The organism is Streptomyces sp. NPDC056600 (genome assembly GCF_042792855.1).
Lineage (GTDB): Bacteria > Actinomycetota > Actinomycetes > Streptomycetales > Streptomycetaceae > Streptomyces.
Window position 1 is genome coordinate 55,068 of the sequence record NZ_JBHTVQ010000037.1, and the last position, 25,191, is coordinate 80,258.

Here is a 25,191-nt window from a genome sequence, read left to right on the forward strand (position 1 = left end):
CGGCGGACGGTCAGCCCTGGCCCACGCGCCGCTGCCGCCGGTAGCAGTCGAGGACGTCCTGGCGCAGCAGGTTGCCGAAGCCGGCGTTCTCCAGGCGCAGCGCCAGGGCCGCCTCCGTGATGCCGAAGTCCGCGGCCGTGTCCGCCAGATGCCAGTCGTGGGCGGCGAGCCGGTCGAGCAGGTGGCCTCGGCGGATCTGGCTCTCGGAGAGGCGGAACGTCTTGAGGTAGGCGATCCGGCCCCGTTCGTCGGTGATCGCCTCGCCGATGTGGTTCTCCCGGTGAGGGCGGAAGGCGGGCAGGAAGCGCGAAAGGGTGAAGCGCCCGAGGCGGTACACCGACTGCCAGGCGTACGCCTCCCGGAGCAGCCCCGCGGCCATCGTCCCGTCGTGGAACTCCGCCCACTGGGCCTCCTGTTGCGACGCGGCGGCGCGCAGGTCGGCCAGGGAGCGGATCCGCGTCCCGCCGAGCTCGGCCCGGAACTCCGGCACGGGCGGCATCAGCATGGCGTAGTGGTACACCAGGTCGCCGTACAGGTCCTGCAGCAGAGTCGCGTGCAGGGCGCGGTAGTCGTCGGGATGGGGGACCACGAACGCGGCCGCGAGGGCGTCGGCGGTGTACAGCAGGACCCCGCACTGGCCGGGGTGGATCTCGAACACCCGCAGGGCCTCGGCGAGTCCGTCCACGGCCGCCCCGGCGTAGGCCTGCTCGGCACGAGGGGACAGGCCGTTGCGGATCGCCCGCTGCGACCACTCCTCCCAGGCGATCGACGGGCCGTTGAAGTGCAGCGCCAGGTAGCCCTCCAGCGCCAGGTGGAGCGGCAGGAAGCGGAGCCGGTCCTTGGCCTCGCGGCGGGCCAGCCGGCGGTGGATGCGCAGCGGCATCGCCTCGGTGGGCGTGAGGTCCCTGTCGGCGGACAGCCGGGTGCCGTAGGAGGCGGCCGGGGAGCCGTCCTTCGTCCAGGTGGCGACGAATCCGTGCGGCACGTAGGAGAAGTAGGCCTCGCGCGGACCGGTCTCCACCAGGCCGGCCGCCGCGTCGTAGGCCCGCGCGCCGAGCCGCAGGTCCTCGACGGGCGCGTCGCGGACGAGCGGGACCAGGCGTACGGCGCCCCACACCTGGGCGGGCAGGGTGCGCAGACCGGTCAGGTCGGGTGCGGACGGCGCGGGAGCGCTCATCGGGTCCTCCCGCCGTGGGCGATGCGGTCGTCGGTGGTGCGGTCGTCGGTGGTGCGGGCCAGCAGCCGGGCCGCGCGCTCCTCCAGGTACGCGGTCAGCTCGGCCAGGCCGGTGCGGCCCTCGGCGAACTGGGCGAGCTCCACCAGGGCGGCCAGGTCCTCCGCGTCGCGGATGCCCGCGGTGGGCACCGTGGGGGAGAGGCGGCGCACGTCGAAGCCGCCGGAGTCGTACACCGGGTTGAGGTGCACGACGCTGGTGCGCCGCGCCGGGTCGAGCCGGGTCCGCCACACGCGCAGCACCTCGGCGGCCAGTCCGGGCGGCGCGTTGTCCCAGCCGTCCGAGACGATCACCAGCCGCGACGGGGCGGTGTCCAGGGCGTCGATGATCCGTCGGCCGAGCGGGGTCGGCCCGTGCGGGAAGGCGAGCAGGGCGTCGTCACGGCCGGACGTCCACAGGGCGGTGTAGTCCTCGGCCAGCGCCCCCAGCAGGTGATGGCAGGCCAGGGCGACGGCCAGCGGACGGCGCCGCTTCACCCCCGAACCGTAGGCGGAGAAACTGTCGTCGAGGACGGCGGTGACCTTGCCCCAGCGCCCCCGCAGCGGCCCGGCGGCCCGGCGGGCCGCGGCCTCCAGGGCGCCGGTGAGCTCCGCGCGCCGGCGGACGCGGTCCTCGAGGGGCAGCGAGAGCACGTACGAGGCGAGCCGGGTCAGCGGCATCCGCGTCAGGTCGGCCCGTACGTCGGCGGCGCCGTGCCGCAGGGCGGACTCCTGCAGCCGCAGCGTCTCCGTGCGGGTCATCCGCGGCGCGATGCGCTCCAGGAACACGGCCCGGGGGACGCCCTGCCGGGCGGCGAACCCCTCGGCCACCGTGTACGGGAGGTCGTACAGGGCCGCCTTCTCGTGGTGGGCGCGGCGCCAGGTCTCCAGAAGCGGCGCGGCGTAGTGGGCACGCGCGTGGGGGGAGAAGAGGAAGTCGGACAACTCGGCCCCGGCGGGCGGCAGATGGGCGTGGCGCAGCGCCGCCTTGAAGGCGCCCCGGTACTTCACCGCGTCGAGTGCCGGATCCGGGCGGGCGGCCAGCCAGTCGCGCATGATCGCGCGGGTCCGGCGGTTGTTCACCCGGGCGCGGCGCAGCGCGCCGAACAGCCTGTACACCCGCGGCGGGGGCAGCGACGCCAGCCGTGCCGCGATCAGGCGGCCCTCACGGCGGCGCTGCTCGGCGGTGGCCTCGCCGGAGGTCTCCAGCAGGCGGCGCACGATCAGCACCACGTTGTGGTCGTTGACGTCGAGCGCCAGGACACCCGCGTACAGATCGCGGTAGTTGCCCAGCATGTAGGCGTGCAGGAAGTCCAGCGACAGGCTCTGCTCGCCCGCCGAGGCGTGGAACTCCCGCTGCCCGGTAGCGGTGATCGCCGCGTTGACGAAGAGCAGCACGTCGTCGGCGGCGACGAGGTCGCCGAAGGTCTCCATGGTCTGTCCCCCCGAATGTGCGACCGGATGTGCGAAGGCCGGCCGGGGAATGGGGGCACGAGCTGCGAATCATTGCTTCAAAGGCAGGTTCCGGAAGTCGCACCGGAGTCCCGCGGCCGGCAGCGCGACCGTAACAGAGGCCGGGGCGCCGCCTCCACCGGGTAAAACACCGCGGTCCGCGGCCTCGGCCTGGGGATCTCCGCGGTCAGCCGCCCGCGCAGTCCACGACGACCGCGGCGACCTGGTCGACGGCCGCCGGGTCGCGCCGGGCCCGGCGCGCCAGGAGCAGGTCGACCGACTCGCCGCCGGTGAGCGGCACATAGGTCACCCCCTCGACGTGCAGGCTCTGGACCGAGGCGGGGACCAGGGCCACGCCGTGCCCCGCGGCGACCAGCACCACCAGGGTCGCCGTCTCGCCGACCTCGAGGACCTGCGCCGGCTCGAAACCCGCCCGCCGGCAGGCCGCCAGCACCAGGTCGTACATCGACGACCGGTGCTGCGAGGGGTGGATGACGAACGGCTCCTCGGCCAGGTCCGCCAGCGGCACACTGTGCCGGCCGGCCAGCCGGTGGTGGGCGGGCAGCACCGCCACCAGCGGCTCCGAGCGCAGCGGGAGGGTGCTGATGTCCTCCGCGTCGACGGCGCCCCGCAGGACGGCCAGGTCGAACGCGCCCGAACGCAACCCCTCGACCAGCTGCGGGGTGAGGGTCTCGCCCCGCAGGTCCAGGGTGACCCGGGGCAGCCGCGCCCGGACCGTCCGGGCGACCCGGGGCAGTACGTCGTAGGTGGCCGTGCCGATGAAGCCGACCGAGACCTTCCCGGCGTGGCCGGTGGCCAGCTCCCGCATGTGGGCCAGCGCCCGCTCCTCCTCGGCCACCAGCGCGCGGGCGTGACCGACCAGGTGGTGGCCCGCCTCCGTCAGCTCCACATGCCGCGTCGAGCGGTGGAAGAGGGAGACCCCCAGCTCCCGCTCCAGCTGCTTGACCAGCTGGGACAGTGCGGGCTGCGCCACGTGCAGGCGGGCCGCCGCACGGCCGAAATGGCACTCCTCGGCCAGGGCGAGGAAGTGGCGGAGCTGGCGGAGTTCCATGCCTCCACTGTACCGCCACTGATAAGAGCGGCTTATCAATCCATGCGCACTGTGTCTTGGACGCGAACAAGTGGCGGCTCGTACGGTGAGTAGGTGACCGAGAGCTATCTGTACGCAGCAGCCCGCACGCCCTTCGGGAAGTTCTCCGGGGCCCTCGCCGACGTCCGGCCCGACGACCTCGCAGCGGCGGCCGTCAAGGGCGTCCTGGGCAAGGTCCCCGACCTCGACCCCGCCGAGATCGGCGACGTCGTGTGGGGCAACGCCAACGGCGCGGGCGAGGACAACCGCAATGTCGGCAGGATGGCCGTCCTGCTGGCCGGCCTGCCCACGTCGGTGCCCGCCACCACGGTCAACCGGCTCTGCGGCTCCTCGCTGGACGCCGCCATCATGGGATCCCGCGCCATCGAGACGGGCGACGCGGACATCGTGCTCACCGGCGGCGTGGAGTCCATGACCCGTGCCCCCTGGGTCATGCCCAAGCCCGGGCGCGCCTTCCCGGCCGGCAACGTCACCGCGGTGTCCACCACCCTCGGCTGGCGGCTGGTCAACGAGCGCATGCCGAAGGAATGGACCGTCTCCCTCGGCGAGGCCAACGAGCAACTGGCCGACCGCTTCTCGATCTCCCGCGAACGGCAGGACGAGTTCGCCGCCCGCTCCCACCACCTCGCCGACGCGGCGTGGAACGCGGGCTTCTACGACGACCAGGTGATCCCCGTCGTCGTCGACCGCAAGGGCGGCGAGCTCACCCGGGACGAGGGTATCCGCCCCGGCTCCTCGGCCGAGAAGCTCGCCGGCCTCAAGCCCTCCTTCCGCCCCGACGGCGCCATCACGGCCGGCAACGCCTCGCCGCTCAGCGACGGCGCCTCCGCGGTGCTGCTCGGCTCCGGCGAGGCCGCCGCCCGCATCGGGTCGGAGCCTCTCGCCCGGTTCGCCGGACGGGGCGTCTTCGCCCTGGACCCGCAGGAGTTCGGCTTCGCACCCGTGGAGGCCGCGAACCGTGCGCTGGGGCGCGCGGGCATCTCCTGGTCGGACGTCGCCGCCGTCGAGCTCAACGAGGCCTTCGCCGTGCAGTCGCTGGCCTGTGTGGACGCCTGGGGGATCGACCCGGAGATCGTCAACACCAAGGGCGGCGCGATCGCCCTCGGCCACCCGCTCGGCGCGTCCGGCGGCCGGATCCTCGGCACCCTGGCCCGCCGGCTCGAGGTGTCGGGCGAGCGCTGGGGCGTCGCGGCCATCTGCATCGGCGTCGGCCAGGCGCTCGCCGTCGTCCTCGAGAACGTCACCGGAGGCACCCGATGACCGTCCAGCTGTGCGAACACGCCGACGAGGCGGTGGCCGGGATCGAGGACGGCTCCACCGTGCTCGTCGGAGGCTTCGGCATGGCCGGCATGCCGGTCGAGCTGATCGACGCCCTGATACGCCAGGGCGCCAAGGACCTCACCGTGGTCTCCAACAACGCCGGCAACGGCGACACCGGACTCGCGGCGCTGCTCGCCAAGGGCCGCGTCCGCAAGGTGATCTGCTCCTTCCCGCGCCAGGCCGACTCCTGGGTCTTCGACGACCTCTACCGGTCCGGCCGGATCGAGCTCGAGGTCGTCCCGCAGGGCAACCTCGCCGAGCGGATGCGGGCCGCCGGAGCCGGTATCGGCGCCTTCTACTGCCCCACCGGCGCCGGAACCCTCCTCGCCGAGGGCAAGGAGACCCGGGAGATCGACGGCCGCACCCACGTCCTGGAGTACCCGATCAAGGGCGACGTCGCGCTGATCGGCGCGTACCGCGCCGACCGCATGGGCAACCTGGTCTACCGCAGGACCGCCCGCAACTTCGGACCGGTGATGGCCACGGCCGCCACCACGGTGATCGCGCAGGTCCGCGAGATCGTCGAGACCGGCAGCCTCGACCCCGAGGCCGTCGTCACCCCGAGCATCTACGTCGACCGCGTGGTGCAGGAGGCTCAGCGCGCATGAACGCCATGAACACCGCGACCGACACCGGCGCCCCGCTCGGCAAGCACGAGATGGCGGCCCTGGTGGCCCGCGACATCCCGCAGGGCGCCTTCGTCAACCTGGGCATCGGCCAGCCGACCCTGGTCGCCGACCACCTCCCCGCCGACTCCGGAGTGGTCCTCCACACCGAGAACGGCATGCTCAACATGGGGCCGGCGGCCAAGGAGGGCGAGATCGACCCCGACCTGACCAACGCCGGCAAGGTGCCGGTCACCGAGTTGCCCGGCGCCGCCTACTTCCACCACGCGGACTCCTTCGCCATGATGCGCGGCGGACACCTGGACATCTGCGTCCTCGGCGCCTTCCAGGTCTCCGGCCGGGGCGACCTGGCCAACTGGCACACCGGCGCGCCCGACGCCATCCCGGCGGTCGGCGGGGCGATGGACCTCGCCATCGGCGCCAAGAAGGTGTTCGTGATGATGACGCTCTTCGCCAAGGACGGCTCGGCGAAGCTGGTGCCCGAGTGCACCTACCCGCTCACCGGGCTGGACTGCGTCGACCGCGTCTACACCGACCTCGCCGTCTTCGACATCACCCCCGAGGGCGTGCGGGCCACCGCCACCTTCGGCATCACGGTCGAGGAGCTCGCCGAGCGCCTCGACGTGCCGCTGCTCACCGCCTGAGACCAGGCACCCCCAGCGGGCCGCACACCGGAGCCGTTCCGCGAAGGCAGTCACGCCTTGCGGAACGGCTCCGTCCGGATAGCGGGCAGATGATCGCCATAACCGCCCTTTCGTGTGACACTCCGGTCATGTTCTCGTCGTTCGGTGTCGTCAATCTCCCGACCTACCTGGCGGGCGTCCTGCTGATCGTCCTGCTGCCGGGTCCCAACTCCCTCTACGTGCTCTCCGTCGCCGCCAGGCGCGGCGTACGCGCCGGCTATGCCGGGGCGGCCGGCGTGTTCTGCGGCGACACGGTGCTGATGACGCTGTCGGCGGCGGGAGTGGCCTCGCTGTTCCAGACCAACGCCATGCTCTTCGGCATCGTGAAGTACGTGGGCGCGGCCTACCTGGCGTGGGTGGCGATCGGCATGCTGCGGTCGGGCTGGGAGATGTGGCGCACCCGGCACGAGGCGGGCGGCACGGCCGAGACGGTCGCGGCCGCGGCGGCGGGGGAGTCGGGCGGCAAGGTCGAACGCCCCTTCCGGCGCGCCTTCGTGGTCAGCCTCCTCAACCCCAAGGCGATCCTCTTCTTCATCTCCTTCTTCGTGCAGTTCGTCGACCCGAACTACGCCTACCCGGCGCTCTCCTTCCTGGTCCTGGGCGCCTTCGCGCAGATCGGCAGCGTCCTGTACCTGAGCGCGCTGATCTTCGGCGGCACCCGGCTCGCCGCGGCCTTCCGGCGCCGCAGGCGGCTGTCGGCCGGCGCCTCCTCCGCGGCGGGCGCGCTCTTCCTCGGCTTCGCCGCGAAGCTCTCGCTCGCGAGCGCCTGACTCTCTCCGCTCCACCACCGCAAGGCCCCGGCCGTTCACGGTCGGGGCCTTCGTGCTGCCGCGTCGACGCGGATTGGTGGCGCACGCGGTATGGCGTCCTCCGTCCACCCCGGGAATACTGCATACAGTGCACGTGGATACTGCATACAATATCGGATTCGCCCCGGGCGAGCAGCCGTCCAGGCGGAGCACCGCGAGAGACGGAGGAACCGGACGATGACGCACACTGTCGCGCAGGACACCGGGACGGGAGGCGCCGAAGCCCCCGCCGCCCTCACCGACGGGATCCACCTGGTCGTCGACGCGCTGAAGCTCAACGGGGTCGAGACCCTCTACGGGGTCGTCGGCATCCCCGTCACCGACCTGGCGCGGCTCGCCCAGAGGTCGGGCATCCGCTACATCGGCTTCCGGCACGAGAGCGACGCCGGACACGCCGCGGCCGCGGCCGGCTTCCTCACCCAGCGGCCCGGCATCTGCCTGACGGTCTCCGCGCCCGGCTTCCTCAACGGGCTGGTGGCGCTGGCCAACGCCACCACCAACTGCTTCCCGATGGTCCAGATCTCCGGCTCCAGCGAACGCCACCTGGTGGACCTCCAGCGCGGCGACTACGAGGAGATGGACCAGCTCTCCGCCGCCAAGCAGTTCGCCAAGGCGGCCTTCCGCATCTCCCGCGCCGAGGACATCGGCCGCGGCATCGCGCGCGCCCTGCGCACGGCGGTCTCCGGCCGTCCCGGCGGGGTCTACCTGGACATCCCCGCCGCCGTGCTCGGGGAGATCGTCGACGCGGACAAGGGCGCGGCCTCGCTGTGGCGGCTGGTCGACCCCGCGCCGCGCCAACTGCCCCAGCCGGCCGCCGTGGACCGGGCGATCGACCTGCTGGCGCGGGCCGAGCGGCCTCTGATCGTCCTCGGCAAGGGAGCCGCCTACGCCCGCGCCGACGAGGCGATCCGGGCCTTCGTGGAGTCCACCGGCATCCCCTACGTCCCCATGTCGATGGCGAAGGGTCTGCTGCCCGACGACCACCCGCAGTCCGCGGCCACCGCGCGCTCGCTGGCCCTGAAGCGGGCCGACGTCGTGATGCTGGTCGGCGCGCGGCTCAACTGGCTGCTGGGACACGGCGACGCGCCCCAGTGGAACCCCGACGCCCGGTTCGTGCAGGTCGACATCGCCGCGGGCGAGATGGACAGCAACCAGCCCATCGCCGCCCCGCTGGTCGGCGACATCGGCTCCGTGATGGAGGCACTGGCCGAGCGGAGCAAGCCCGGCCGGATCTCCGCGCCGGCCGCCTGGCGGGACGAACTCGCCGGGCGGTCGGCGCAGAACGTGGCGAAGATGTCCAAGCGCCTCCAGGCCGCCATGGAAGCGCACCCGATGCGGTTCCTCGGGGCACTGCAGGCGGTCCGGGACGTCCTGGCCGAGAACCCGCGCGTCTACCTGGTCAACGAGGGAGCCAACGCGCTCGACCTCGCCCGGAACACCATCGGCATGCGGGTGCCGCGCCATCGTCTGGACAGCGGCACCTGGGGCGTCATGGGCATCGGCATGGGCTACGCGATCGCCGCCGCCGTGGAGACCGGGGAGCCGGTCGTCGCCCTGGAGGGCGACAGCGCCTTCGGGTTCAGCGGCATGGAGATCGAGGCCGTCTGCCGTTACGGCCTGCCGATCGTCACCGTGGTCCTCAACAACAGCGGTGTGTACCGCGGGGACGAGGCATCCCCCAACGGCGACCCGGCGCCGACCGTCCTGAAGGCACGCCACGATGTGATGATCGAGGCGTTCGGCGGCAAGGGCTACCGGGCGACAACGCCCGAGGAGGTGGCCGCCATGCTGCGGGAGGCGTTGGCGGCGGGCGGACCCGCGCTGATCGACTGCGTGATCGACCCGGCGGACGGCTCGGAGAGCGGCAACATCGGGCACCTGAACCCGAAAGGGCTCACCGCGAAGAAGTGACGCCCAGCCGGGGCCCGGGGGATCCGGTGCGGGCGGGTGAGCTTGCCTCCCTTGCGGGACAGGGAGGTCGTCCCGGTCAGGCAGTGAGAGCGGTGGGGGGGCGGCGGGGGGGCGGCCGGTCCCCCCCCCCGGCAACCGGGCGGCCGCGCCCCGGGGGCGGCCGGGCAGCCCCCGCACACCCGCGGGGGCACCCCGGGCGCGTCAGCCAGCGCCTTGGTCACGCTGTCCACGCCCTCGCGAAGCCCGTACACCGGCGTGGCCGGCTGCTGGCGCCAGCTGTCGTCGATGCCGCCCGCGTCGACCGCGTCGAAGCCCAGTTCGTCGATGAGCGCCCGCACCGTGGCCTTGGCGGCCTCGTCGTCGCCGGCGACCGGCAGGGCGATACGGTCCGGGTCGCCGGCCGGGCGGGGACGGTCGAGGATGTCCTGGGCGTAGGTGCCGTTGAAGGCCTTGATCACGGGGTGGCCGATGCGGCGCTCGGTCCAGCGGCTCTCGGTGATGCCCCCGTCCTCGATCTCCGCGATCCGGCCGTCGCGCTCGCGCGGGTAGTAGTTGCCGGTGTCGATCACCGCGACCCCCTCGGCGGCCCCGTCCAGCAGCCCGGCGGGCAGCTCCGGGACCGCCTTGAGCGGGACGGTGACGACGACGATCTCCGCGCCCCGCGCCGCCTCTTCGGCCCGGACCGGCGTCGCGCCGGTCTCCTCGGCCAGCGCGGTCAGGGTCTCGGGACCGCGCGAGTTGGAGACGGAGACGTCGTGCCCGAGGGCGGTGAGCCGCCGGGTGAGGTTGCCGCCGATGTTGCCCGCGCCGATGATGCCGATCTTCATGTCCGACCCTTCGTCGAATGCGCATGCATACGTCTGTCAGGGAGAGACAACCCCAGTGGCGCAGCCCGCTATTCCGTGCGGCGGCCCGCCGTGCCCCGCGAGGGACGGCGGGCCGTCCGGCGGCGCGCGTCAGGCCCTGGTCAGCCCGTCCCGCATCGCCTTGGCGGTCACCGTCGCGTCGTACCCCTCGGGCATGCCCTCGACCAGGATGATGTCGCCGTCGATGTGGCGCGAGCGCAGCGGGGCGATCTCCCGGTAGGCGGGGGAGTCCCACCAGGCCCGCGCCTCCTCGATCCCCGGGAAGCCGACCACCACCACGCCCCCGGGCCAGCTCCCCTCCTTCACCTCGTGCGGGGTGGCGTGCACCAGGAAGCGGCCGCCGAAGGGCTCGAAGGTGGCCGTGACGCGCTCGATGTACTCGGCGATCTCCGGATGCGGGGCGGCGTCCCTCAGGTGCGCGATGGCGTACGCGGGCATCGTTTCTCCTGTCCTCGGGCTCCGAACATCCCGATCCTGGCACCGCTGCGGGGCGTGGGCCACGGCTTATCCGGACGGACGGACGGACGGGGCGAGCGGGCGGGCGGGGCGAGCGGGCGGACGGGCGGGGCGAGCGGGATGGGAGGTGGCGGCGCGGACGCGGCGGGGCGGGACGCGGCGGGGCCGACGCCGGGGCGGACCGGCCGCGAACCGGGCCGCGGACGCGGTGTGCTCGCGCCGACCCGTCCCGGCACCCTCTCACCCCCGGCTCGCGCCCCCAGCGCTTACCCCCGCGCTCACCCTTCGGCCGGAACCGCCGACCGGCTTCCCGCAGCCCTCGACGCGACCTCTCGAGCCGGGTCCCGTGGCGCCGACGGAGCCGGGAACACGGGCCCTGCCGCGCCCTCCGGTCCGCCCCGCCGCTCCGGCAGCGGGTCCGTGAACCCCCAGCCGTCCGCGAGCAGTTCCTCCACGGCTGCCACCGCCTCCGACACGCGGCCGGCCGGGGAGCCGCGCAGGACGCGGAAGGGGCGCCCCGTGCGGGTCAGTTCGGCCTCGAAGCGGGAGGTCATCCACGGGCGTAGGTGCTCGCCGTCGCGCAGGCCGTCGTCCTCGAAGGGGACGTCGGTGTGGTCCGTGAGCAGCCACAGGTGCTGGCGGCGGCCCTCCTCCGCGACGCGGGCCACCGCCGGGTCGGCGGACCCCATGTACCGCTCGTGCCAGATCGTCGTCGCGAACGCGTCCGTGTCGCAGAACAGCACGGGTGAGCCCTCCCGCGCCGCCCGGTCCTCACGGGCCAGCTGCTCGGCGGCGATCAGCGGGAACTCCTCCGAGGCGAACGAGACGTCGGCCCAACTCCCGTCGGGGCCCAGCTCGTCCAGCTTGCGCTCGCTGAACTCCCTCCCGTACTCCGGAACCCAGCGGGTGTCCGCCCACACCCCGCCGCGTTCGCGGTAGTGCGCGGCGAGCGCCCGTGCCAGCGTCGTGGTGCCCGTCGACTCCGCGCCGAGGACGACGACGCGCCGGGCGAGCGCGCCCCGCACCGCCGGCGCGAGGAACTGCCAGCAGCCGACGGGATCCTCGCGGACGGCGGTGCCGGAGACGGGGTAGGCCGTGCGGTCCGGGTCCACCAGGACGGAGGCGGCGCCCATCCGGCGGCCCAGCTCCTCGCCGTAGGACTCGGAGGTGAAGACCGCGTCGATCCGCCCGGGGACGGCGGCGCGGAAAATCTCCACGTGCGCCGCCCAGACGTCCGGATCCGTGAGGTCGACCGGAACCTCGTCCATCGTGCCCACGACCTCGCACCCCGGATGCTCCTGGCGCATCCACGCCACGCGGTCCGCGAGGGGCACCGACTCCACCGTGGAGGCGCACACCAGCACCGTCAGCCGGTCGCACCGCTCGGCGGCGGTCCGCACCAGGTGGTGGTGCCCGGCGTGCGGGGGATAGAACTTGCCGAGCACCAGGCCGTGTCCGTACCTCATGCCGCCGCCACCACCTCGTGGCGCAGCGCGCGACGCCAGGAGCGCAGACCCTGCACGCACAGCACCAGGAAACCGGCGTACAGCAGGGACGTCAGGTAGAGGTCCTTGTACGCGTACAGCGGGATGTAGACGAGGTCCGCGGTGATCCAGATCCACCACGACTCCACCCGCTTGCGGCACTGCCCGTAGGTCGCCATCAAGGACAGGGCGGTGGTCAGCGCGTCCCACTGCGGCACCGTCGAGTCGGTGGCGTGGTCCAGCAGCAGCCAGAGCGCGACGAAGCCGACCGCGCCGGCGGACAGCAGCCAGGCCCACTCACGGCTGCCGGTGCGCCGCACCCGCAGCCGTTCGCCGCCGCCGCCGTTGATCCAGGCCCACCAGCCGTAACAGGCCAGGGCGATGAAGACCACCTGCAGCGCCGCGTCGGCGTACAGGCCGGAGTCGGTGAAGAGGAGGATGAACAGCAGGTTGTTGGCGATGCCGATGGGCCAGTTGGCGATGTGCTGCCGGGCGACGAGCCAGACGCACAGGGCGCCGCTGCCGAAGCCGAGCAGCTCCGTCCAGCTGACGGGGGTGCCCAGCCAGGTGAAGAGTGGTTCGCGTAGCGCGTTCAGCAGGTCCATGAAGCCTCTTTTCGTCTCAGCGACGATAAGCGGCGACCTGCCGTGGACGCAAAGGAAATTTCCGTGACGCGCACGACACGCGGGACCGAGGCCGAGGCCCCGGTCCCGGTCCGTGGCCGGAACTACCGGTAGCGGATGTGCAGGTGGTTGTCGTGGTTGGCGTAGCTCGTCGTCAGGCCCTCGGCGATGAGCTGGGGGTCGTTGAAGAAGATCAGCTCCACCCGTCCGGGCGCCTTGGCGCGGATCTCCTGGACCAGGCGGCGGGTGGCCGCGCGGTCGTAGGTGGAGGACTGCCAGGTGATGCGGCCGGCGGTGCACTGGGCGGAGTCGGTGCGGGCCGGCCACACGTCGATGTCCATGCCGACCTCGTGACTGGCGTGGCCCGCGATGTCGCCGCCGTGCTCGAAGCCCGCGTCACCCACCGGCAGCTTGCCGTTGCCGGTGGCGGCGAACGCGGCGGCGGCTGCCTCCAGTTGGGCGACGGCGCCGGAGGTCGCCCAGTGTGCGTTGGCGTTGCCGTCCGGGCTCTGGGCGCACATCGTGCCGGGGCCGAAATCGATCTTCTCGTAGTGCCAGAGCAGGTTCTTCCAGGTGGCCGGGCCGACGATGCCGTCCACGCCCAGCCCGGCGTGCGACTGGAAGGTGCGCACCGCGGAGGCGGTGGCCGGCCCGAAGTCCCCGTCCACCGTGAGCCCGGAGCCCCGCTTGGCGTTCAGCGCGGCTTGGAGGGCCTTCACCGCGGGGCCGTTGTCGCCCTCGCGGACGGTGAGGACCAGCGCGCCCCAGGTGGCGGCGCCGACCACGCCGTCCGCGGCCAGGCCCTTGGACTGCTGGAAGGCGACGACGGCGCTCTGGGTGCCCGAGCCGAAGACGCCGTCGGTGGCCACCGAGCGCCCGTGCGCGGTCAGCAGGTGCTGGAGCGCGAGGACGTCGGTGCCCCGGCTGCCGCTCGCGGCCAGCGGGAAGGCGGCCTGGGCGAACGCCTGGGCGGGGACGCCCGCACCGAGCAGCAGCCCGGTGAGGGCGGCGGACAGGACGACGAGGTGACGCAGTCGCCGCATGGATACCCCTCTCCGGTGTCTCATGGGTCTCCCGTGTCTCATGGGTTCACGTCACCGCCCCGCCTGGAGCGCGCCCCAGGTGCCGGAGCCGACGATGCCGTCGACGGTCAGTCCGCGTGAGGACTGGTAGTCGCGCACGGCCTGGTCGGTGGCGGGGCCGAAGCTGCCGTCGATGCCCACCGTCCGTCCCAGCGCCGCGGTCAGCGCCCGCTGCAGCCGGGTCACCGGCTCCCCGGACGAACCGCTCTGCACGACGGTGGCGGCTCCGCGGGAGAGCAGCGCCGTCCACGTCTTCGGGCCGACCACGCCGTCGGCGCTGAGGCCCTTGGCGCTCTGGAAGTTGCGGGCCGCGGTCGCCGTGGCCGTGCCGAAGACGCCGTCCGGGGTGCCCGCGCTGTAACCCGCGGCGGTCAGCAGGCACTGGGCCGCCTTGACCAGTTCACCGCTCGAGCCGGTCTGCACCGTGGCGTAGGCGGAGAAGTTCAGGTTGGCCCCGGAGCAGGTGGGCGTCGGCGAGGTGCCGCCGGCGCCGACGTCGAGGTAGTCGCGGTCGATGTTGATCGAGTAACCGCCGTAGGACTCGGTGACCTCGCCGACGTACTGGTGGATCCGCTGGTGGTTCGCCCAGTACGTGGACGGCACGTAGGTGCCGGTGTTGGTGTCGGCCGCGCTGTTCCACCAGGCGTAGAAGAGGTGGTCGACGCGGGTGTAGGCGGAGTTGTTGTACTCCGCGGCGGCGTCCTTGATGCCGGAGGCGGCGCTCGAGTAGAAGCCCGAGAGATAGCCGCCGCTGTGCAGGCGCTCGGTCCAGCCGGAGAGGTAGGACAGCACCGCCGCCTTGCAGGAGGCGGTCGAGGTGTACGCCTCGATGTCGCTGTAGATGGTGCTGCCCGCCGGGATGCCCAGGTTGGAGGCGGCGGTGATCGCGGTGGCCGCCGCGCTGACGCCCTGCGACTTGGCGGTGGCCGGGTCGGCGGACATCTTCAGCGAGAAGCTGGTGCACGGGGCCTGGCGGCCGACGTCGATGGGGAAGAGGCGCCAGCCGTTGGAGGTCTGGGAGGTCACCCAGCTCGCCGTCAGGTTGGGCTGCGAACAACCGCGGAAGGAGCCGCTGATGTACACGCCGACGGCGCTGTACGGGGAGCTCGTCTGCCAGGCGTTCATGGCGGCCGTCGAGGGCGCGGCGCAGGCGTCGAAGCCCTTGCCGAGGTAGGAGCCCGGCTGCGGGCCGGCCGCCGCGAGGGGCGCCACCGTGGCCGGCTGCCCGGCGGAGCGCGGGAGTTCGGTGCGCCGGGCGGCGGAGGTGAGCTCCGCCGTGCCGAGGACCTCACGCACCAGGTCCTCGGTGTCCGGGGTGTGGGCCGCGGTCACCAGGACGCCCGCGTCCTCCACGGCGACCCTGACGGTGTCGTCGCTGGAGACCGCCGACGGCACGGTGGCCCTGCCGCGCTGGGCGCGGGCCGTCGCGGCGGTGACCTGCCCGGCCGAGCGGGCGGTGATCGGTTCCACCACGATGCCTGCGGTGCGGCCGACCAGATGGGCCGGGCAGTCGTTCTGCTCGCCGGGGGCGCCCAGGTACACGGCGGGACGGTCGAAGCGGACGCAGGCGCGCGGGTTCTCGGTCAGGTCGACGACCTGCCAGTCGGCGGGCACGTCGAGCCGGTAGCCGTGGTAGGCGACGGTGCGGGAGCCGGCCCCGGCGTCCCGGACCTCGGAGGCCTGCGCCGGGGCGCTCAGGAAGGAGGCGCCGAGACCGCCGAGCACCGCCAGCAGCGCGGTGGCCGAGCGGAGTCTTCGGCGGGGGGAACGATGGTGGGGGGAGGGCTGGGGGGACATCGGGCACTCCTTGCCGGGTGGGGGTGGGGACGGCCCGCGGGTGTGGCGGGCGCATGACAAGACGGAGCGGCGTGCTGTGCGCGTCGGGCGACGAACATCGAGCGGCGGGCGGTGGACGACGTGCGGTGGGTGACGGGCGGCGTGCTATGCGCGTTGAACGGCCGGGCAGGGAGAGACTGACGGCCGGGTGAGGGCATGTCAACACCCCGCCGTGGCGGCGGAGAAGGGCACGGCCGGGCGCTGCGAACCGACAGAGGTCTAGGCCGCTGAAGGGGGCGCGGCCATCTCGCCGAGGGCGAGCAGGAGGCGGTCCCGGGGGTCGCGCAGGCTCCGGCCGGTGAGCTGCTCGATCTGCCGCATCCGGTAGATGACGGTGTTGCGGTGGCAGAACAGCTGCTTGGCGGCATGGGTCGGCGACCCGTCGTGCGCCAGCAGCGCGCGCAGGGTGTCGAGCAGGACGGCCGCCTGGTGGGGCGGCTGGGCGAGCAGCGGGCTCACCGTCTGCTCCACCAGGACGGCGGTCGCCTCCGGGCAGGCGCGCAGCAGCACCTCCGGCAGGCGGTCGGTCACCGGAACCACCCCGGTCGTGCCCCGCGGGACCGAGTCGGCCGCCTGCGCGGCGAGCCGGTAGGCGGTGGCGAAGCCGGCCAGGCCGTCGGGCGAGGCGGCCACCCCGGCGCGGCCGACGACCACCGGCTCCAGCGCGCGCACCAGAGGGGCCAGGTCGGTGCCGCCGGTACCGCCGGTGGCCACCAGCGCGAAGCAGATGTCGCCGCGGACGTGCCAGCAGGAGGTCACCCCGAGGCGCTCCAGGCGGTCCTCCGCGCCGCGCACCGGGCCGTCGGGCAGGCCGTCGAAAGGGGCCACCACACAGGCCACCGGCTCGCCCGTGCCCAGGCCCAGCACCTCACGAGCCTCCGTGGCGAAGACCGGGTCCGCGCCGCGCCCCTCCACCAGTCCGTCCAGCAGGCGCTGGCGGCGCTGGAGGTCCCGGTTGTGGAGTCGGGCCTCCTCGCGGCGGTAGGACTCCACCAGCGTCGCGTTCTGCACGTCGAGCGCCGCCCAGATCTGCCGGCCGGCCAGCACCAGGACCCGGTCGTCGACCTGCTCGCCCGGCCGGCCGTGCCGCTCCAGCAACGCCTCCCAGAGCACCCGTGAGCCCAGACTGTAGGCGTTCAGCACATGTTCCATGCGCACCCCCTGGCGGGCCCGGCGCCGGCCGGTCTCCCGCCACAGGTACACGGTGCTCTCCCCGGTGCGGGCCAGACCCGCCATCGTGCGGATGCCGCGGTGGATGTGCGCGCGGACGCTCGAGCGGATGTCCGCCCGCAGCTCGGCGCCCGGATCGCCGTGCCAGTCCTTGGCCAGCAGCGTGAGGGTGATGTCGTCGGCGATCGCGTCCGCGGAGGGCAGCAGTGACGCCCAGGCGCTCTCGACGGCGTGCCGCAGGTCCTCGTCGAGTCCCTCGCCCTCGGGGAACCCCGACGTCTCCGTCGACCGGCCGGTCGTCAGGCCCATGCCATCGCCCATGCCCCCGGAGGATGGCACGCGGCGCACAGCCACGCCAGAGGGGCGTCTTCCCCAGGGCGCTGCGCACCAGCAGCTTTGTGCGCTCCGCCCATGTCGGAATCTGTGCACAGCGCCCACGGTAGGGGATCGCCGCAGCCGAACAGCCGGGTGCGCCGCCCCGGGCGGCCGGCCCGGCAGGGGCAGACAGGGAGCGCGCTTTGAGCCCACCCACGACCGCGTCCACCACCGCCACGGACCGCTCCGGCGGGCCCCGCGCCCTCTTCTCCGTCACCGACGTGTCGGTCCGCTTCGGCGGTGTCCGGGCGCTGTCGGAGGTGTCGCTCGACGTGGCGCCCCGCCAGGTGCTCGGCGTCATCGGGCCCAACGGCGCGGGCAAGACCACCCTGTTCAACGTGGCCTGCGGCTTCGTGCGCCCCGACGGCGGCCGGCTGCTCTGGAAGGGCGAGGAGCTCACCGGGCTGCGCCCGCACCGGCTCGCCTCCCTCGGCATCGGCCGGACCCTGCAGGGCCTCGGCCTCTTCGACCGGATGACCGTGCTGGAGAACGTCATGGTCGGCGCCGACCGGCACGCCCGGTCCGGCTTCGCCTCCGCCCTGTTCGGCCTCGGCCGCGGCGCCCGGGACGAGGCCGCCCTCGCCGCACGGGCCCGCGAGACGCTGGCCCGGCTCGGCGTGGAGCGCCACGCCGACCGCCTCCCCGGCAGCCTGCCCTACCCGGTCCGCAAACGGGTCGCCCTCGCCCGCGCCCTGGTCGGCGAACCGGAGCTCCTGCTGCTGGACGAACCGGCCGCCGGTCTCGGCGGCGACGAGATGGCCGAACTCGGGGAGCTCATCCGCGGCCTGACCGACCGGATGGCCGTGATGCTGGTCGAGCACCACATGGACCTGGTGATGAGCGTGTGCGACGACATCACCGTCCTGGACTTCGGCCGCGTCATCGCCCGTGGCGGACCCGAGGAGGTGCGCCGCGACCCCGCCGTCGTCGCCGCCTACCTCGGTGAAGAGGTCGGCGACGAGGCCGGCCAGGGGGCCGGCGGCGAGGCCGGCGACCGGCAGCCCGGGACGGGGGAGTGACATGTTCGAGGTACGCGATCTGACGGCCGGCTACGGACCGGTCCGCGCCCTGGACGGGGTGTCCTTCACCGCCCGTGAGGGCAAGGTCACCGCCGTCCTCGGCGCCAACGGGGCCGGCAAGACCACCCTGCTGCGCACCGTCTCCGGCCTGGTGCGGGCCGAGCGCGGACAGGTCCTGCTGGCCGGCCGCGACATCACCCGCACGCCCGCCGAGGACATGGCCCGGCTCGGCCTGGCCCACGTCCCCGAGGGCCGGGGCGTGATCACCGAGCTCACCGTGGAGGAGAACCTCCGACTGGGCGGCCTGCACCGCCCGTCCCGCTCCCGCTCCCGCTCCCGCTCCCGCTCCGCCGACGTCGAGCGGATCTGCCGCCTCTTCCCGGTGCTCGGCGAACGCTACGACGCCACCGCCCACGTCCTGTCCGGTGGCGAGCGGCAGATGCTGGTCATCGGCCGCGCGCTGATGGCCGCGCCCAAGGTCCTGCTCCTCGACGAGCCCTCGCTGGGCCTCGCCCCGCGCATCGTGGCGCAGATCTTCGACCTGCTGCGCTCCCTGGTGGCGAGCGAGGGCCTGACCGTGGTGCTGGTCGAACAGAACGCCCGCAGCGCCCTGTCCATCGCGGACGCCGGAGTGGTGCTCAACCTCGGCAAGGTCGTCGTCGAGGCCGAGGCCGCCGTGCTGGCCGCCGACGAGAAGCTCCGCCATGCCTACCTCGGTTTCTGACCCACGGGAGACCTCGTGCAGCAGCTCCTGACCACCGCGCTCGGCGGACTCACCCTCGGAGCGGTCTACGCGGCGTTCGCGCTGGCGCTCTGCCTGATCTGGCGGTCCACCCGGATCGTCAACTTCGCCCAGGCCCCGATGGCCATGATCACCACCTACGTCGCCCTGGTGATCATCGACGCGGGCCACTCCTACTGGATCGGCTTCGCCGCGGCCCTGCTCGCCGGCCTGCTGCTCGGCGCGGTCGTCGAGCGGGTGGTGGTACGGCCCGTCGAGGGCAAGGCCGAGATCAACGCGGTGATCCTCACCCTCGGCCTGTTCATCCTGGTCCACGCCCTCGCCGGACTCCTCTTCGGCTCCCGCTACCGCTCCTTCCCCGCGCCGTTCGGGGTCCGCGGTCTCACCGTCGGGGACACCTCCGTCGCGCTCACCGGGTTCGGCGTCTTCACCGTCGTCGCCGTCATGGTGGTGATGGCGCTCCTTGTGCTGCTCTTCCGGTACACCGAGGTGGGGCTGCGCATGCGGGCCGCCGCCTTCAACCAGGAGGTCGCCAGGATCCTGGGCGTCAAGGTCGGCCGGATGCTCACCCTGGGATGGGCGCTCGCCGCGCTCGTCGGCTCGCTCTCCGGGCTGCTCATCGCCGGCGGCAGCCTCGTCCACCCCGGCTACATGGACTCGGTGGTGGTCTACGGCTTCGTCGCCGCCGTACTGGGCGGCCTCGACAGTCCCGTCGGCTCGGTGATCGGAGGCATGCTGCTCGGCCTGTCGCTCAGCGCCGTCAGCGGCTACCTCGGCTCCGAACTCGTGCCGCTCGCCGCACTCCTGATCCTGATGGCCGTACTGCTGCTGCGGCCCGGCGGCCTCTTCTCGCACCACGCGGAACGGAGGGTCTGACGACCATGCCCACCACCACCGAAACCGCCGTGAAGGACCCCGCCGCCCGGGGGGCAGGAGCGCTCAGGCGTCGCTGGGAGCACTCGGCGCTCCTGCGCCACCTGGCCCTCGCCCTGCTCGGCCTGCTCGTCGTCACCCTGTTGATCGAGACGACCGGCTCCTTCGCCAACTCCCAGCTGGCGTCGATGGCCTACCTCGGCATCGCGGCCGGCGGCCTGACCGTCCTCACCGGCCTCAACGGACAACTCTCGCTCGGCCACGGCGCGTTCATGGCCGTCGGCGCCTACACCACGGCGCTGTTCCTGGACGGGGAGACGCCCGCGCTCCCGCTCCCGGTCGTCCTGGCGGCGGCCACCCTGGTGACCCTGGCCGTCGGCGCCGCGGTCGGCGTCGCGGCGGCCCGGCTGCACGGCCCCTACATCGCCGGCGCCACCCTGGCGCTCGCCGTCGCGGTCCCCGGCGTGGTCCTGCACTTCGAGAGCCTCGGCGGCGAGCAGGGGCTGGGCGTGCGGATGCCCGAGATCCCCACCTGGGTACTGGACGCCGCCTACTTCGTGACCGGCAGCGAACTCCACCCCACCAAGTACGTGGCCTACATCGGCTGGACCGCGCTGGTCGTCACCTACCTCCTGCTCGCCAACCTGATGCGCAGCCGGGTCGGCCGCACCTGGCGGGCCGTGCGCGACGACGAGGTGGCCGCCGAGATCGCCGGCGTCCACCTCGGCCGGGCCCGCGTGCTCGCGTTCGTGGTCAGCACCGCCTGCGCCGGACTGGCGGGCGGCGTGATGGCGATGGCCGTGCGGATCACCGCCCCCAGCGGCTTCTCGCTCACCCTCTCCCTGACCCTGCTCAGCGCCGTGGTCCTGGGCGGACTGGGCAGCCTGACCGGGGCGCTGATCGGCTCGGCCCTGCTGACCTTCCTGCCGCACCTGGTCACCGACCTCGGCGTGGACGCCGGCCTCACCGACGTCCGGGCGGCCGAACTCGCCCCCGCGGTCTACGGGCTGACGATGATCGCGGTGATCCTCGTCGCCCCCGCCGGCATCACCGGCACCGTCCGCGGCTTCCTGCGCCGGCGCCGGGGCGCCGCGTGAGGCCCGCCGGCGCACCCACGCGGCGGCACCCCGGGCCGCATCCCACCGAAGGAGGCACCACCGTGCAACGAACGCGAACGTACCGTCGTGCGACGGAACTCGTCGGCCTGCTCACCGCGGCCGCCCTGCTCGCCGCCTGCGGCGCCGGCGGACGACCCGACGACGGCGAGGGGAGGACCACGCCCGACGTCGGGATCACCGAGGACACCATCAAGATCGGCGCGCACTTCCCGCTGACCGGTGTCGCCGCCCCCGGCTACAGCGAGATCCCCGGCGGCCACAAGGCCTACTACGACTACGTCAACGCCCACGGAGGGGTCAACGGCCGCAAGATCGAGTACGTGGTCAAGGACGACGCCTACAACCCGACCAACACCAGCAGCGTCACCGACGAACTCGTGCTGAAGGAGGAGATCTTCGGCATGGTGGCCGGCCTCGGCACGCCCACCCACACCGCCGTGGTCGACTTCCTGAACGCGGAGAAGGTGCCCGACCTGATGGTCTCCAGCGGCTCCCTGATGTGGGGCGACGACCCCGCGAAGCGGCCGTGGACCTTCGGCTGGCAGCCGGACTACATGATCGAGGGCAAGATCATCGGCCAGTGGGTCAAGGAGAACATGCCTGACGCGAAGGTCGGCCTGTTCCTCCAGGACGACGACTTCGGCCGCGACGGCGAGGCGGGCGTCCGCAAGTACCTCGACGAGCAGATCGTCGAGACGGTCAAGTACACCCCCGGCAACACCGACGTCGCCCCGCAGCTGGCCAAGCTCCAGGCGGCGAAGGTCGACCTGGTCCTCGGCTTCAACGTGCCCTCGTACACGGCGCTGAGCCAGCTCACCGCCATGAAGATCAACTTCAGGCCGAAGTGGTTCTACAGCAACGTCGGCTCCGACCCGTCCCTGGTCGGCTCACTGCTCGCCCGGTTCTCCGAGGGCAAGGTCAAGGGCAGCGCGGGGCTGCTGGACGGCGTGATGACCACCGAGTACATCCCCGGCACGGACGCCGCCGACAGCGAGTGGCTCAAGCTGTGGCAGAAGGTGTGGGACGAGCACGGCGGCGAGGGCGAGCTCACCAACTACAAGATCTACGGCATGTCCCAGGCGTACACCTTCGTCCAGGCGCTCCAGGCCGCCGGGGACGACCCCAGCCGCGAGGGCGTGGTCAGGGCGCTGGAGAAGGTCGGCGGCAGCCTGGATGGACCCGGACTTGCGCCGTTCCGGTACTCGAAGGACAGTCACCTCGGCATCTCCGGCATGGAGGTGGTCCGCCTCAAGGACGGCAAGGGCGAGTCGCTGACCCCCGTCCTGGTCACCGACATCGGCGACGCGCCGATCAAGGAGGACGACTCGGCGGCGAAGGACGCCCCGCCCGCCGACGGCATCCCGGACGTCCAGCCGGCGTCCTGACCGGCCCCTTCCGGCACCGGTCGGGGCCGACGGGGGAGTGGTGACCAGGGCGACCACCGCCGTCACCACTCCCCCGGCGCCGGCGCCGGCGCCTGAGTCAGCGTCCGAACGGGCCGTCGGGGCCGAAGGCCAGGCGGGCGAAGTTGTCGGCGATGCGGCGGTGGCCCTCGGGGGAGGGGTGGATGCCGTCGGGCAGGGGGAGTTCGGCCTGGTCCTCCTCCCCGAACAGCGCGAGGCCGTCGAGCAGGTGCAGGTTCTCGTCCTCCGCCGCGCGCTCCTTCACGATCCGTGCCAGGACCTCACGGATCACGGTCAGCGTCAGCCGGCCGGCGGGCACCTCGGCCGGGTCGCCGGTGGCTTTGAAACGCACCGACCCGTCGGCGAAGTCCGGCATCAGCGGGCCGGGGGTGTCCTCGTGCGTGGGGCACAGGATCGGCGTCATGACCAGCAGCGGGGTGTCGGGGTGCCCCTCGCGGACGGTGTCCAGGAAGCCGTGCACCGCGGGGACGAAGGCTCGCAGCCGCATGGCGTCCGCGTTGACGATGTTGATGCCGATCTTGACGCTGATCAGGTCCGCCGGGGTGTCCCGCATCGCCCGGGCGGTGAACGGGTCGAGCATGGCGCTGCCTCCGAAGCCGAGGTTGACCAGCTCCACGCCGCCCGCCGCGGCGGCCCGCGCCGGCCAGATCTCCGTCGGGTGGGCCGCGTTGGACCCGTGGCTGATGGAGCTCCCGTGGTGCAGCCACACACGGCGGCCGCTGTCGGGAGCCGGCTCCACCGGGGCGTCGGTGCGCAGGGCGATCAGCTCGGTCATCTCGTTGTGCGGAAGCCAGATCTCGACGTCCTTGTCCCGCGCGGGCAGGCCGTCGAAGACCGCGGTGCCCGGGGAGCCCTCGCGCACCTCGACGGACCCGTCGGTCATGTCCATGGCGCGGACCCGGCCGCCCGGCACGACGGTCCGGCCCGCGAGGACGCCGTCGACCAGCAGGTCGTAGGAACCGTCCGCCGGAGCCGGGGCGCCCCGGTAGGCCCGCCGGGTGGGCAGGGCGTCCAGCTCGACCCGGGTCGCCCGGGTGCGGAAGGCCAGCCGCACGCCCGAGGTCTGGGCCTCGACCTGCGCCAGGGTGTCGTCGGGTATCTGCCGCCGGGCGTGGGCCGGCAGCCGGTGCGGCAGCAGACCGTGCGCGGTGCGCTCGACGTCCAGGGCCCCGCGCAGGAGCCCGGCGGTGACGGGCGTGGTGACCGGCGCGTCGACGGAGGCGGTGGTCGGGGCGTCGTCAGGGGTGGAGTTGCTCTGGCTGTTCATGGAGTGCGACCTGATCCTGTTCCGGGGTAGGGGGTGGCTGGTCAGTCCTCGGAGACCGCGGGCACGGGGCGGGTGCGCAGCAGGGTGTCGAGGGAGTCGACGATCCAGCTCCACGACTCCTCGGGGTCGACGGGGGTGTGCGCGAAGCCGCCGCTCAGCTCCAGATCGACGTAGCCGTGGAAGATCCCGCCGAGCATCCGCACGGCGTGGGTCTGGTCCGGCTCCGCCAGGTCGTAGCCGCGCAGGACGGCCCGCATCATCCGCGCGTGGCGCACGCCGGCGCTCGCCGCCGCGGTCTGTGCGTCCAGCCGGTACCGGGCGGCGGCGTAGCGGCCGGGGTGGGCGCGGGCGTAGGCGCGGTAGGCGTCCGCGAAGGCGGCCAGGGCCTCCCTCCCGGAACGGCCGGCGAGCGCGTCGGCCGCCCCGTCGGCCATCTCCTCCAGGGCGAGCAGGGCGATGCGGGTCTTCAGGTCGTGCGAGCTCCTGACGTGCGAATAAAGGCTGGCGACCTTCACGCCGAAACGACGGGCGAGCTCCGAGACGGTGACCTGGTCGAACCCCACCTCGTCGGCGAGCTCGGCCCCGGCCTCGGTCAGGCGCTGCGGGGTCACCCCGGCACGTGCCATTCCCGGCTCCTCCTGTACGTCGGCTGCGGCTGGCGACATCCATTATGCAGAAAACTAAAAGCTTTAGGTAGCGAGGTGGGAGGCGTGAGGTGGGAGGGGTCGGGAGTCGCGACGAGCCGTGCAGGTCACCGACCCAGGCGGTCTGGACGGTCGGTCGACGTGTCTGCCACGCTGACGAACGGCCCGACCGGACGATCACTCTGCGGAGGACACGTGGGCAAGGTCTGGTTCATCACCGGGGCGTCACGCGGGTTCGGACGTTGCTGGGCACAGGCCGCGGTGGCCCGTGGTGACCGGGTCGCCGTGGCCGCCCGGAGCGAGGCGGACCTGCGGGCGTTCGCGGACGAGAGCGGCGACGCCGTGCTGCCCCTCCCGCTGGACATCACCGACCGGGCCGCGGTCTTCGCCGCCGTGCGACACGCCCACGCCCACTTCGGGCGCCTCGACGTCGTCGTGAACAACGCGGGTGTCGGTCTCATCGGCTGCGTGGAGGAGGTCACGGAGCACGAGGCCCGAGCCGTCGTCGAAGTCAACATCCTCGGCACCCTGGCCGTCACCCAGGCCGCGCTCCCGCTGCTGCGCGGTCAGGGAGGCGGCCACCTGATCCAGGTGTCGAGCAGCGGCGGGATCGAGGCGTACCCGGGCATGGGCCTGTACTGCGCCACGAAATGGGCCGTCGAGGGCATGGCGGAGGCGCTGGCCGACGAGGTGGCGCCGTTCGGCGTCAAGGTCACCGTGCTCGAACCGGGCGGATACGCGACCGACTGGTTCTCCGCCGCGCCGCGCTCCGCCCCGCACTCCGCGTACGGCCCCCTGCACGACCTGCTCGATCCGACCCTGACCCCGGAGGCACTGCCGCCTCCCGAAGCGACCGTGCCCGCCGTCCTCGCCCTCGTGGACAGCGCGGACCCGCCCCGACGGCTCCCGCTGGGGAGCTTCGCCCTCCGCGCGGCCGCGGAGGCCGGGAGGCGGCGGCTCGACGGCCTGTCCGCCTGGGAGGCCGTCATCCGGGCCGCCGACGGCGTCCCCGCCACGGACGCGACTCCGCCTCCGTCGCAGGAGGAGTCCCTGGCGTAGAGGCGCCGGAGCCGCACGCGGCGCGGGCG

At 73.3% G+C, this 25,191-nt stretch carries 22 protein-coding genes and 1 pseudogene; 11 read left to right on the forward strand and 12 right to left on the reverse strand.

Annotation, left to right across the window (positions count from 1 at the left end; translation table 11 throughout):
* Positions 1-10: 10 nt before the first annotated feature.
* The 3 genes from ACFRAV_RS19180 to ACFRAV_RS19190 all read right to left on the reverse strand — a co-directional run bounded on the left by ACFRAV_RS19180 (position 11) and on the right by ACFRAV_RS19190 (position 3,736).
* A complete protein-coding gene (locus ACFRAV_RS19180) occupies positions 11-1,177 on the reverse strand; it encodes a hypothetical protein (RefSeq protein WP_382557067.1) in 1,167 nt (388 codons plus the stop codon).
* Positions 1,174-2,646 (reverse strand): hypothetical protein, encoded by a 1,473-nt coding sequence (locus ACFRAV_RS19185; protein WP_382557069.1) that lies wholly within the window; start codon positions 2,644-2,646, stop codon positions 1,174-1,176. The genes ACFRAV_RS19180 and ACFRAV_RS19185 overlap by 4 nt, the downstream gene beginning before the upstream one ends.
* Before the next feature lie 205 nt (positions 2,647-2,851).
* On the reverse strand, positions 2,852-3,736 hold the full coding sequence (locus tag ACFRAV_RS19190) for a LysR substrate-binding domain-containing protein (protein ID WP_382557071.1): 885 nt from the start codon (positions 3,734-3,736) through the stop codon (positions 2,852-2,854).
* A gap of 93 nt (positions 3,737-3,829) precedes the next feature.
* Between ACFRAV_RS19190 and ACFRAV_RS19195 the strand changes: the two genes are divergently transcribed.
* The 5 genes from ACFRAV_RS19195 to oxc all read left to right on the forward strand — a co-directional run bounded on the left by ACFRAV_RS19195 (position 3,830) and on the right by oxc (position 9,124).
* The gene (locus ACFRAV_RS19195) at positions 3,830-5,035 is read left to right on the forward strand and encodes a thiolase family protein (protein ID WP_382557073.1); all 1,206 of its coding nucleotides are present in this window, start codon (positions 3,830-3,832) and stop codon (positions 5,033-5,035) included.
* A complete protein-coding gene (locus ACFRAV_RS19200) occupies positions 5,032-5,703 on the forward strand; it encodes a 3-oxoacid CoA-transferase subunit A (protein ID WP_382557076.1) in 672 nt (223 codons plus the stop codon). Before ACFRAV_RS19195 ends, ACFRAV_RS19200 begins: the two co-directional genes overlap by 4 nt.
* Positions 5,700-6,365 carry a 3-oxoacid CoA-transferase subunit B gene (locus tag ACFRAV_RS19205; protein ID WP_382557078.1) on the forward strand — a complete coding sequence of 222 codons (666 nt, stop codon included), beginning with the start codon at positions 5,700-5,702 and terminating at the stop codon, positions 6,363-6,365. Before ACFRAV_RS19200 ends, ACFRAV_RS19205 begins: the two co-directional genes overlap by 4 nt.
* A gap of 128 nt (positions 6,366-6,493) precedes the next feature.
* Positions 6,494-7,174, forward strand: coding sequence for a leucine efflux protein LeuE (gene leuE, locus ACFRAV_RS19210; protein WP_382557080.1), 681 nt, complete (start codon positions 6,494-6,496; stop codon positions 7,172-7,174).
* A 216-nt stretch (positions 7,175-7,390) separates the two neighbouring features.
* Positions 7,391-9,124, forward strand: a complete 1,734-nt coding sequence (gene oxc / locus ACFRAV_RS19215; RefSeq protein ID WP_382557082.1) for an oxalyl-CoA decarboxylase — start codon at positions 7,391-7,393, stop codon at positions 9,122-9,124.
* 197 nt (positions 9,125-9,321) lie between these two features.
* Here oxc and ACFRAV_RS19220 read toward each other — a convergent pair.
* From ACFRAV_RS19220 to ACFRAV_RS19250, 7 genes and pseudogenes are all read right to left on the reverse strand, one after another.
* Positions 9,322-9,951: pseudogene (locus tag ACFRAV_RS19220) on the reverse strand (NADPH-dependent F420 reductase); the annotation flags it as partial.
* Between the two features lie 129 nt (positions 9,952-10,080).
* Positions 10,081-10,428 carry a DUF1330 domain-containing protein gene (locus ACFRAV_RS19225; RefSeq protein ID WP_382557084.1) on the reverse strand — a complete coding sequence of 116 codons (348 nt, stop codon included), beginning with the start codon at positions 10,426-10,428 and terminating at the stop codon, positions 10,081-10,083.
* 296 nt (positions 10,429-10,724) lie between these two features.
* On the reverse strand, positions 10,725-11,912 hold the full coding sequence (locus ACFRAV_RS19230) for an AAA family ATPase (protein ID WP_382557086.1): 1,188 nt from the start codon (positions 11,910-11,912) through the stop codon (positions 10,725-10,727).
* Entirely contained in the window at positions 11,909-12,535 is a 627-nt protein-coding gene (gene pnuC, locus ACFRAV_RS19235; protein WP_382557089.1) for a nicotinamide riboside transporter PnuC, read from the reverse strand. The genes ACFRAV_RS19230 and pnuC overlap by 4 nt, the downstream gene beginning before the upstream one ends.
* 122 nt (positions 12,536-12,657) lie before the next feature.
* Entirely contained in the window at positions 12,658-13,596 is a 939-nt protein-coding gene (locus ACFRAV_RS19240) for a penicillin-insensitive murein endopeptidase (RefSeq protein ID WP_382557092.1), read from the reverse strand.
* A gap of 51 nt (positions 13,597-13,647) precedes the next feature.
* Entirely contained in the window at positions 13,648-15,432 is a 1,785-nt protein-coding gene (locus tag ACFRAV_RS19245) for a glycoside hydrolase domain-containing protein (RefSeq protein ID WP_382557095.1), read from the reverse strand.
* Positions 15,433-15,690: 258 nt separating this feature from the next.
* Positions 15,691-16,962, reverse strand: a complete 1,272-nt coding sequence (locus ACFRAV_RS19250; protein ID WP_382557097.1) for a PucR family transcriptional regulator — start codon at positions 16,960-16,962, stop codon at positions 15,691-15,693.
* A 197-nt stretch (positions 16,963-17,159) separates the two neighbouring features.
* On the opposite strand from ACFRAV_RS19250, the gene ACFRAV_RS19255 reads away from it, so the two are divergent.
* The 5 genes from ACFRAV_RS19255 to ACFRAV_RS19275 all read left to right on the forward strand — a co-directional run bounded on the left by ACFRAV_RS19255 (position 17,160) and on the right by ACFRAV_RS19275 (position 22,153).
* Positions 17,160-18,035: an ABC transporter ATP-binding protein gene (locus tag ACFRAV_RS19255; RefSeq protein WP_382557099.1), complete on the forward strand. Its 876-nt coding sequence runs from the start codon at positions 17,160-17,162 to the stop codon at positions 18,033-18,035.
* 1 nt (position 18,036) lies between these two features.
* Positions 18,037-18,759: an ABC transporter ATP-binding protein gene (locus tag ACFRAV_RS19260; RefSeq protein WP_382557101.1), complete on the forward strand. Its 723-nt coding sequence runs from the start codon at positions 18,037-18,039 to the stop codon at positions 18,757-18,759.
* A gap of 15 nt (positions 18,760-18,774) precedes the next feature.
* A complete protein-coding gene (locus ACFRAV_RS19265; RefSeq protein ID WP_382557104.1) occupies positions 18,775-19,653 on the forward strand; it encodes a branched-chain amino acid ABC transporter permease in 879 nt (292 codons plus the stop codon).
* A gap of 5 nt (positions 19,654-19,658) precedes the next feature.
* Positions 19,659-20,747, forward strand: coding sequence for a branched-chain amino acid ABC transporter permease (locus ACFRAV_RS19270; RefSeq protein ID WP_382557105.1), 1,089 nt, complete (start codon positions 19,659-19,661; stop codon positions 20,745-20,747).
* A gap of 62 nt (positions 20,748-20,809) precedes the next feature.
* Positions 20,810-22,153 carry an ABC transporter substrate-binding protein gene (locus ACFRAV_RS19275; protein ID WP_382557108.1) on the forward strand — a complete coding sequence of 448 codons (1,344 nt, stop codon included), beginning with the start codon at positions 20,810-20,812 and terminating at the stop codon, positions 22,151-22,153.
* 97 nt (positions 22,154-22,250) lie between these two features.
* Here the strand turns inward: ACFRAV_RS19275 and ACFRAV_RS19280 are convergent, their stop codons facing one another.
* Positions 22,251-23,459, reverse strand: a complete 1,209-nt coding sequence (locus ACFRAV_RS19280; RefSeq protein ID WP_382557110.1) for a GDSL-type esterase/lipase family protein — start codon at positions 23,457-23,459, stop codon at positions 22,251-22,253.
* Positions 23,460-23,500: 41 nt separating this feature from the next.
* Complete coding sequence (locus tag ACFRAV_RS19285; protein ID WP_382557112.1) at positions 23,501-24,085, reverse strand: TetR/AcrR family transcriptional regulator; 585 nt, start codon at positions 24,083-24,085, stop codon at positions 23,501-23,503.
* Between the two features lie 213 nt (positions 24,086-24,298).
* Between ACFRAV_RS19285 and ACFRAV_RS19290 the strand changes: the two genes are divergently transcribed.
* Positions 24,299-25,162 carry an SDR family NAD(P)-dependent oxidoreductase gene (locus ACFRAV_RS19290; RefSeq protein ID WP_382557114.1) on the forward strand — a complete coding sequence of 288 codons (864 nt, stop codon included), beginning with the start codon at positions 24,299-24,301 and terminating at the stop codon, positions 25,160-25,162.
* Positions 25,163-25,191: the final 29 nt, after the last annotated feature.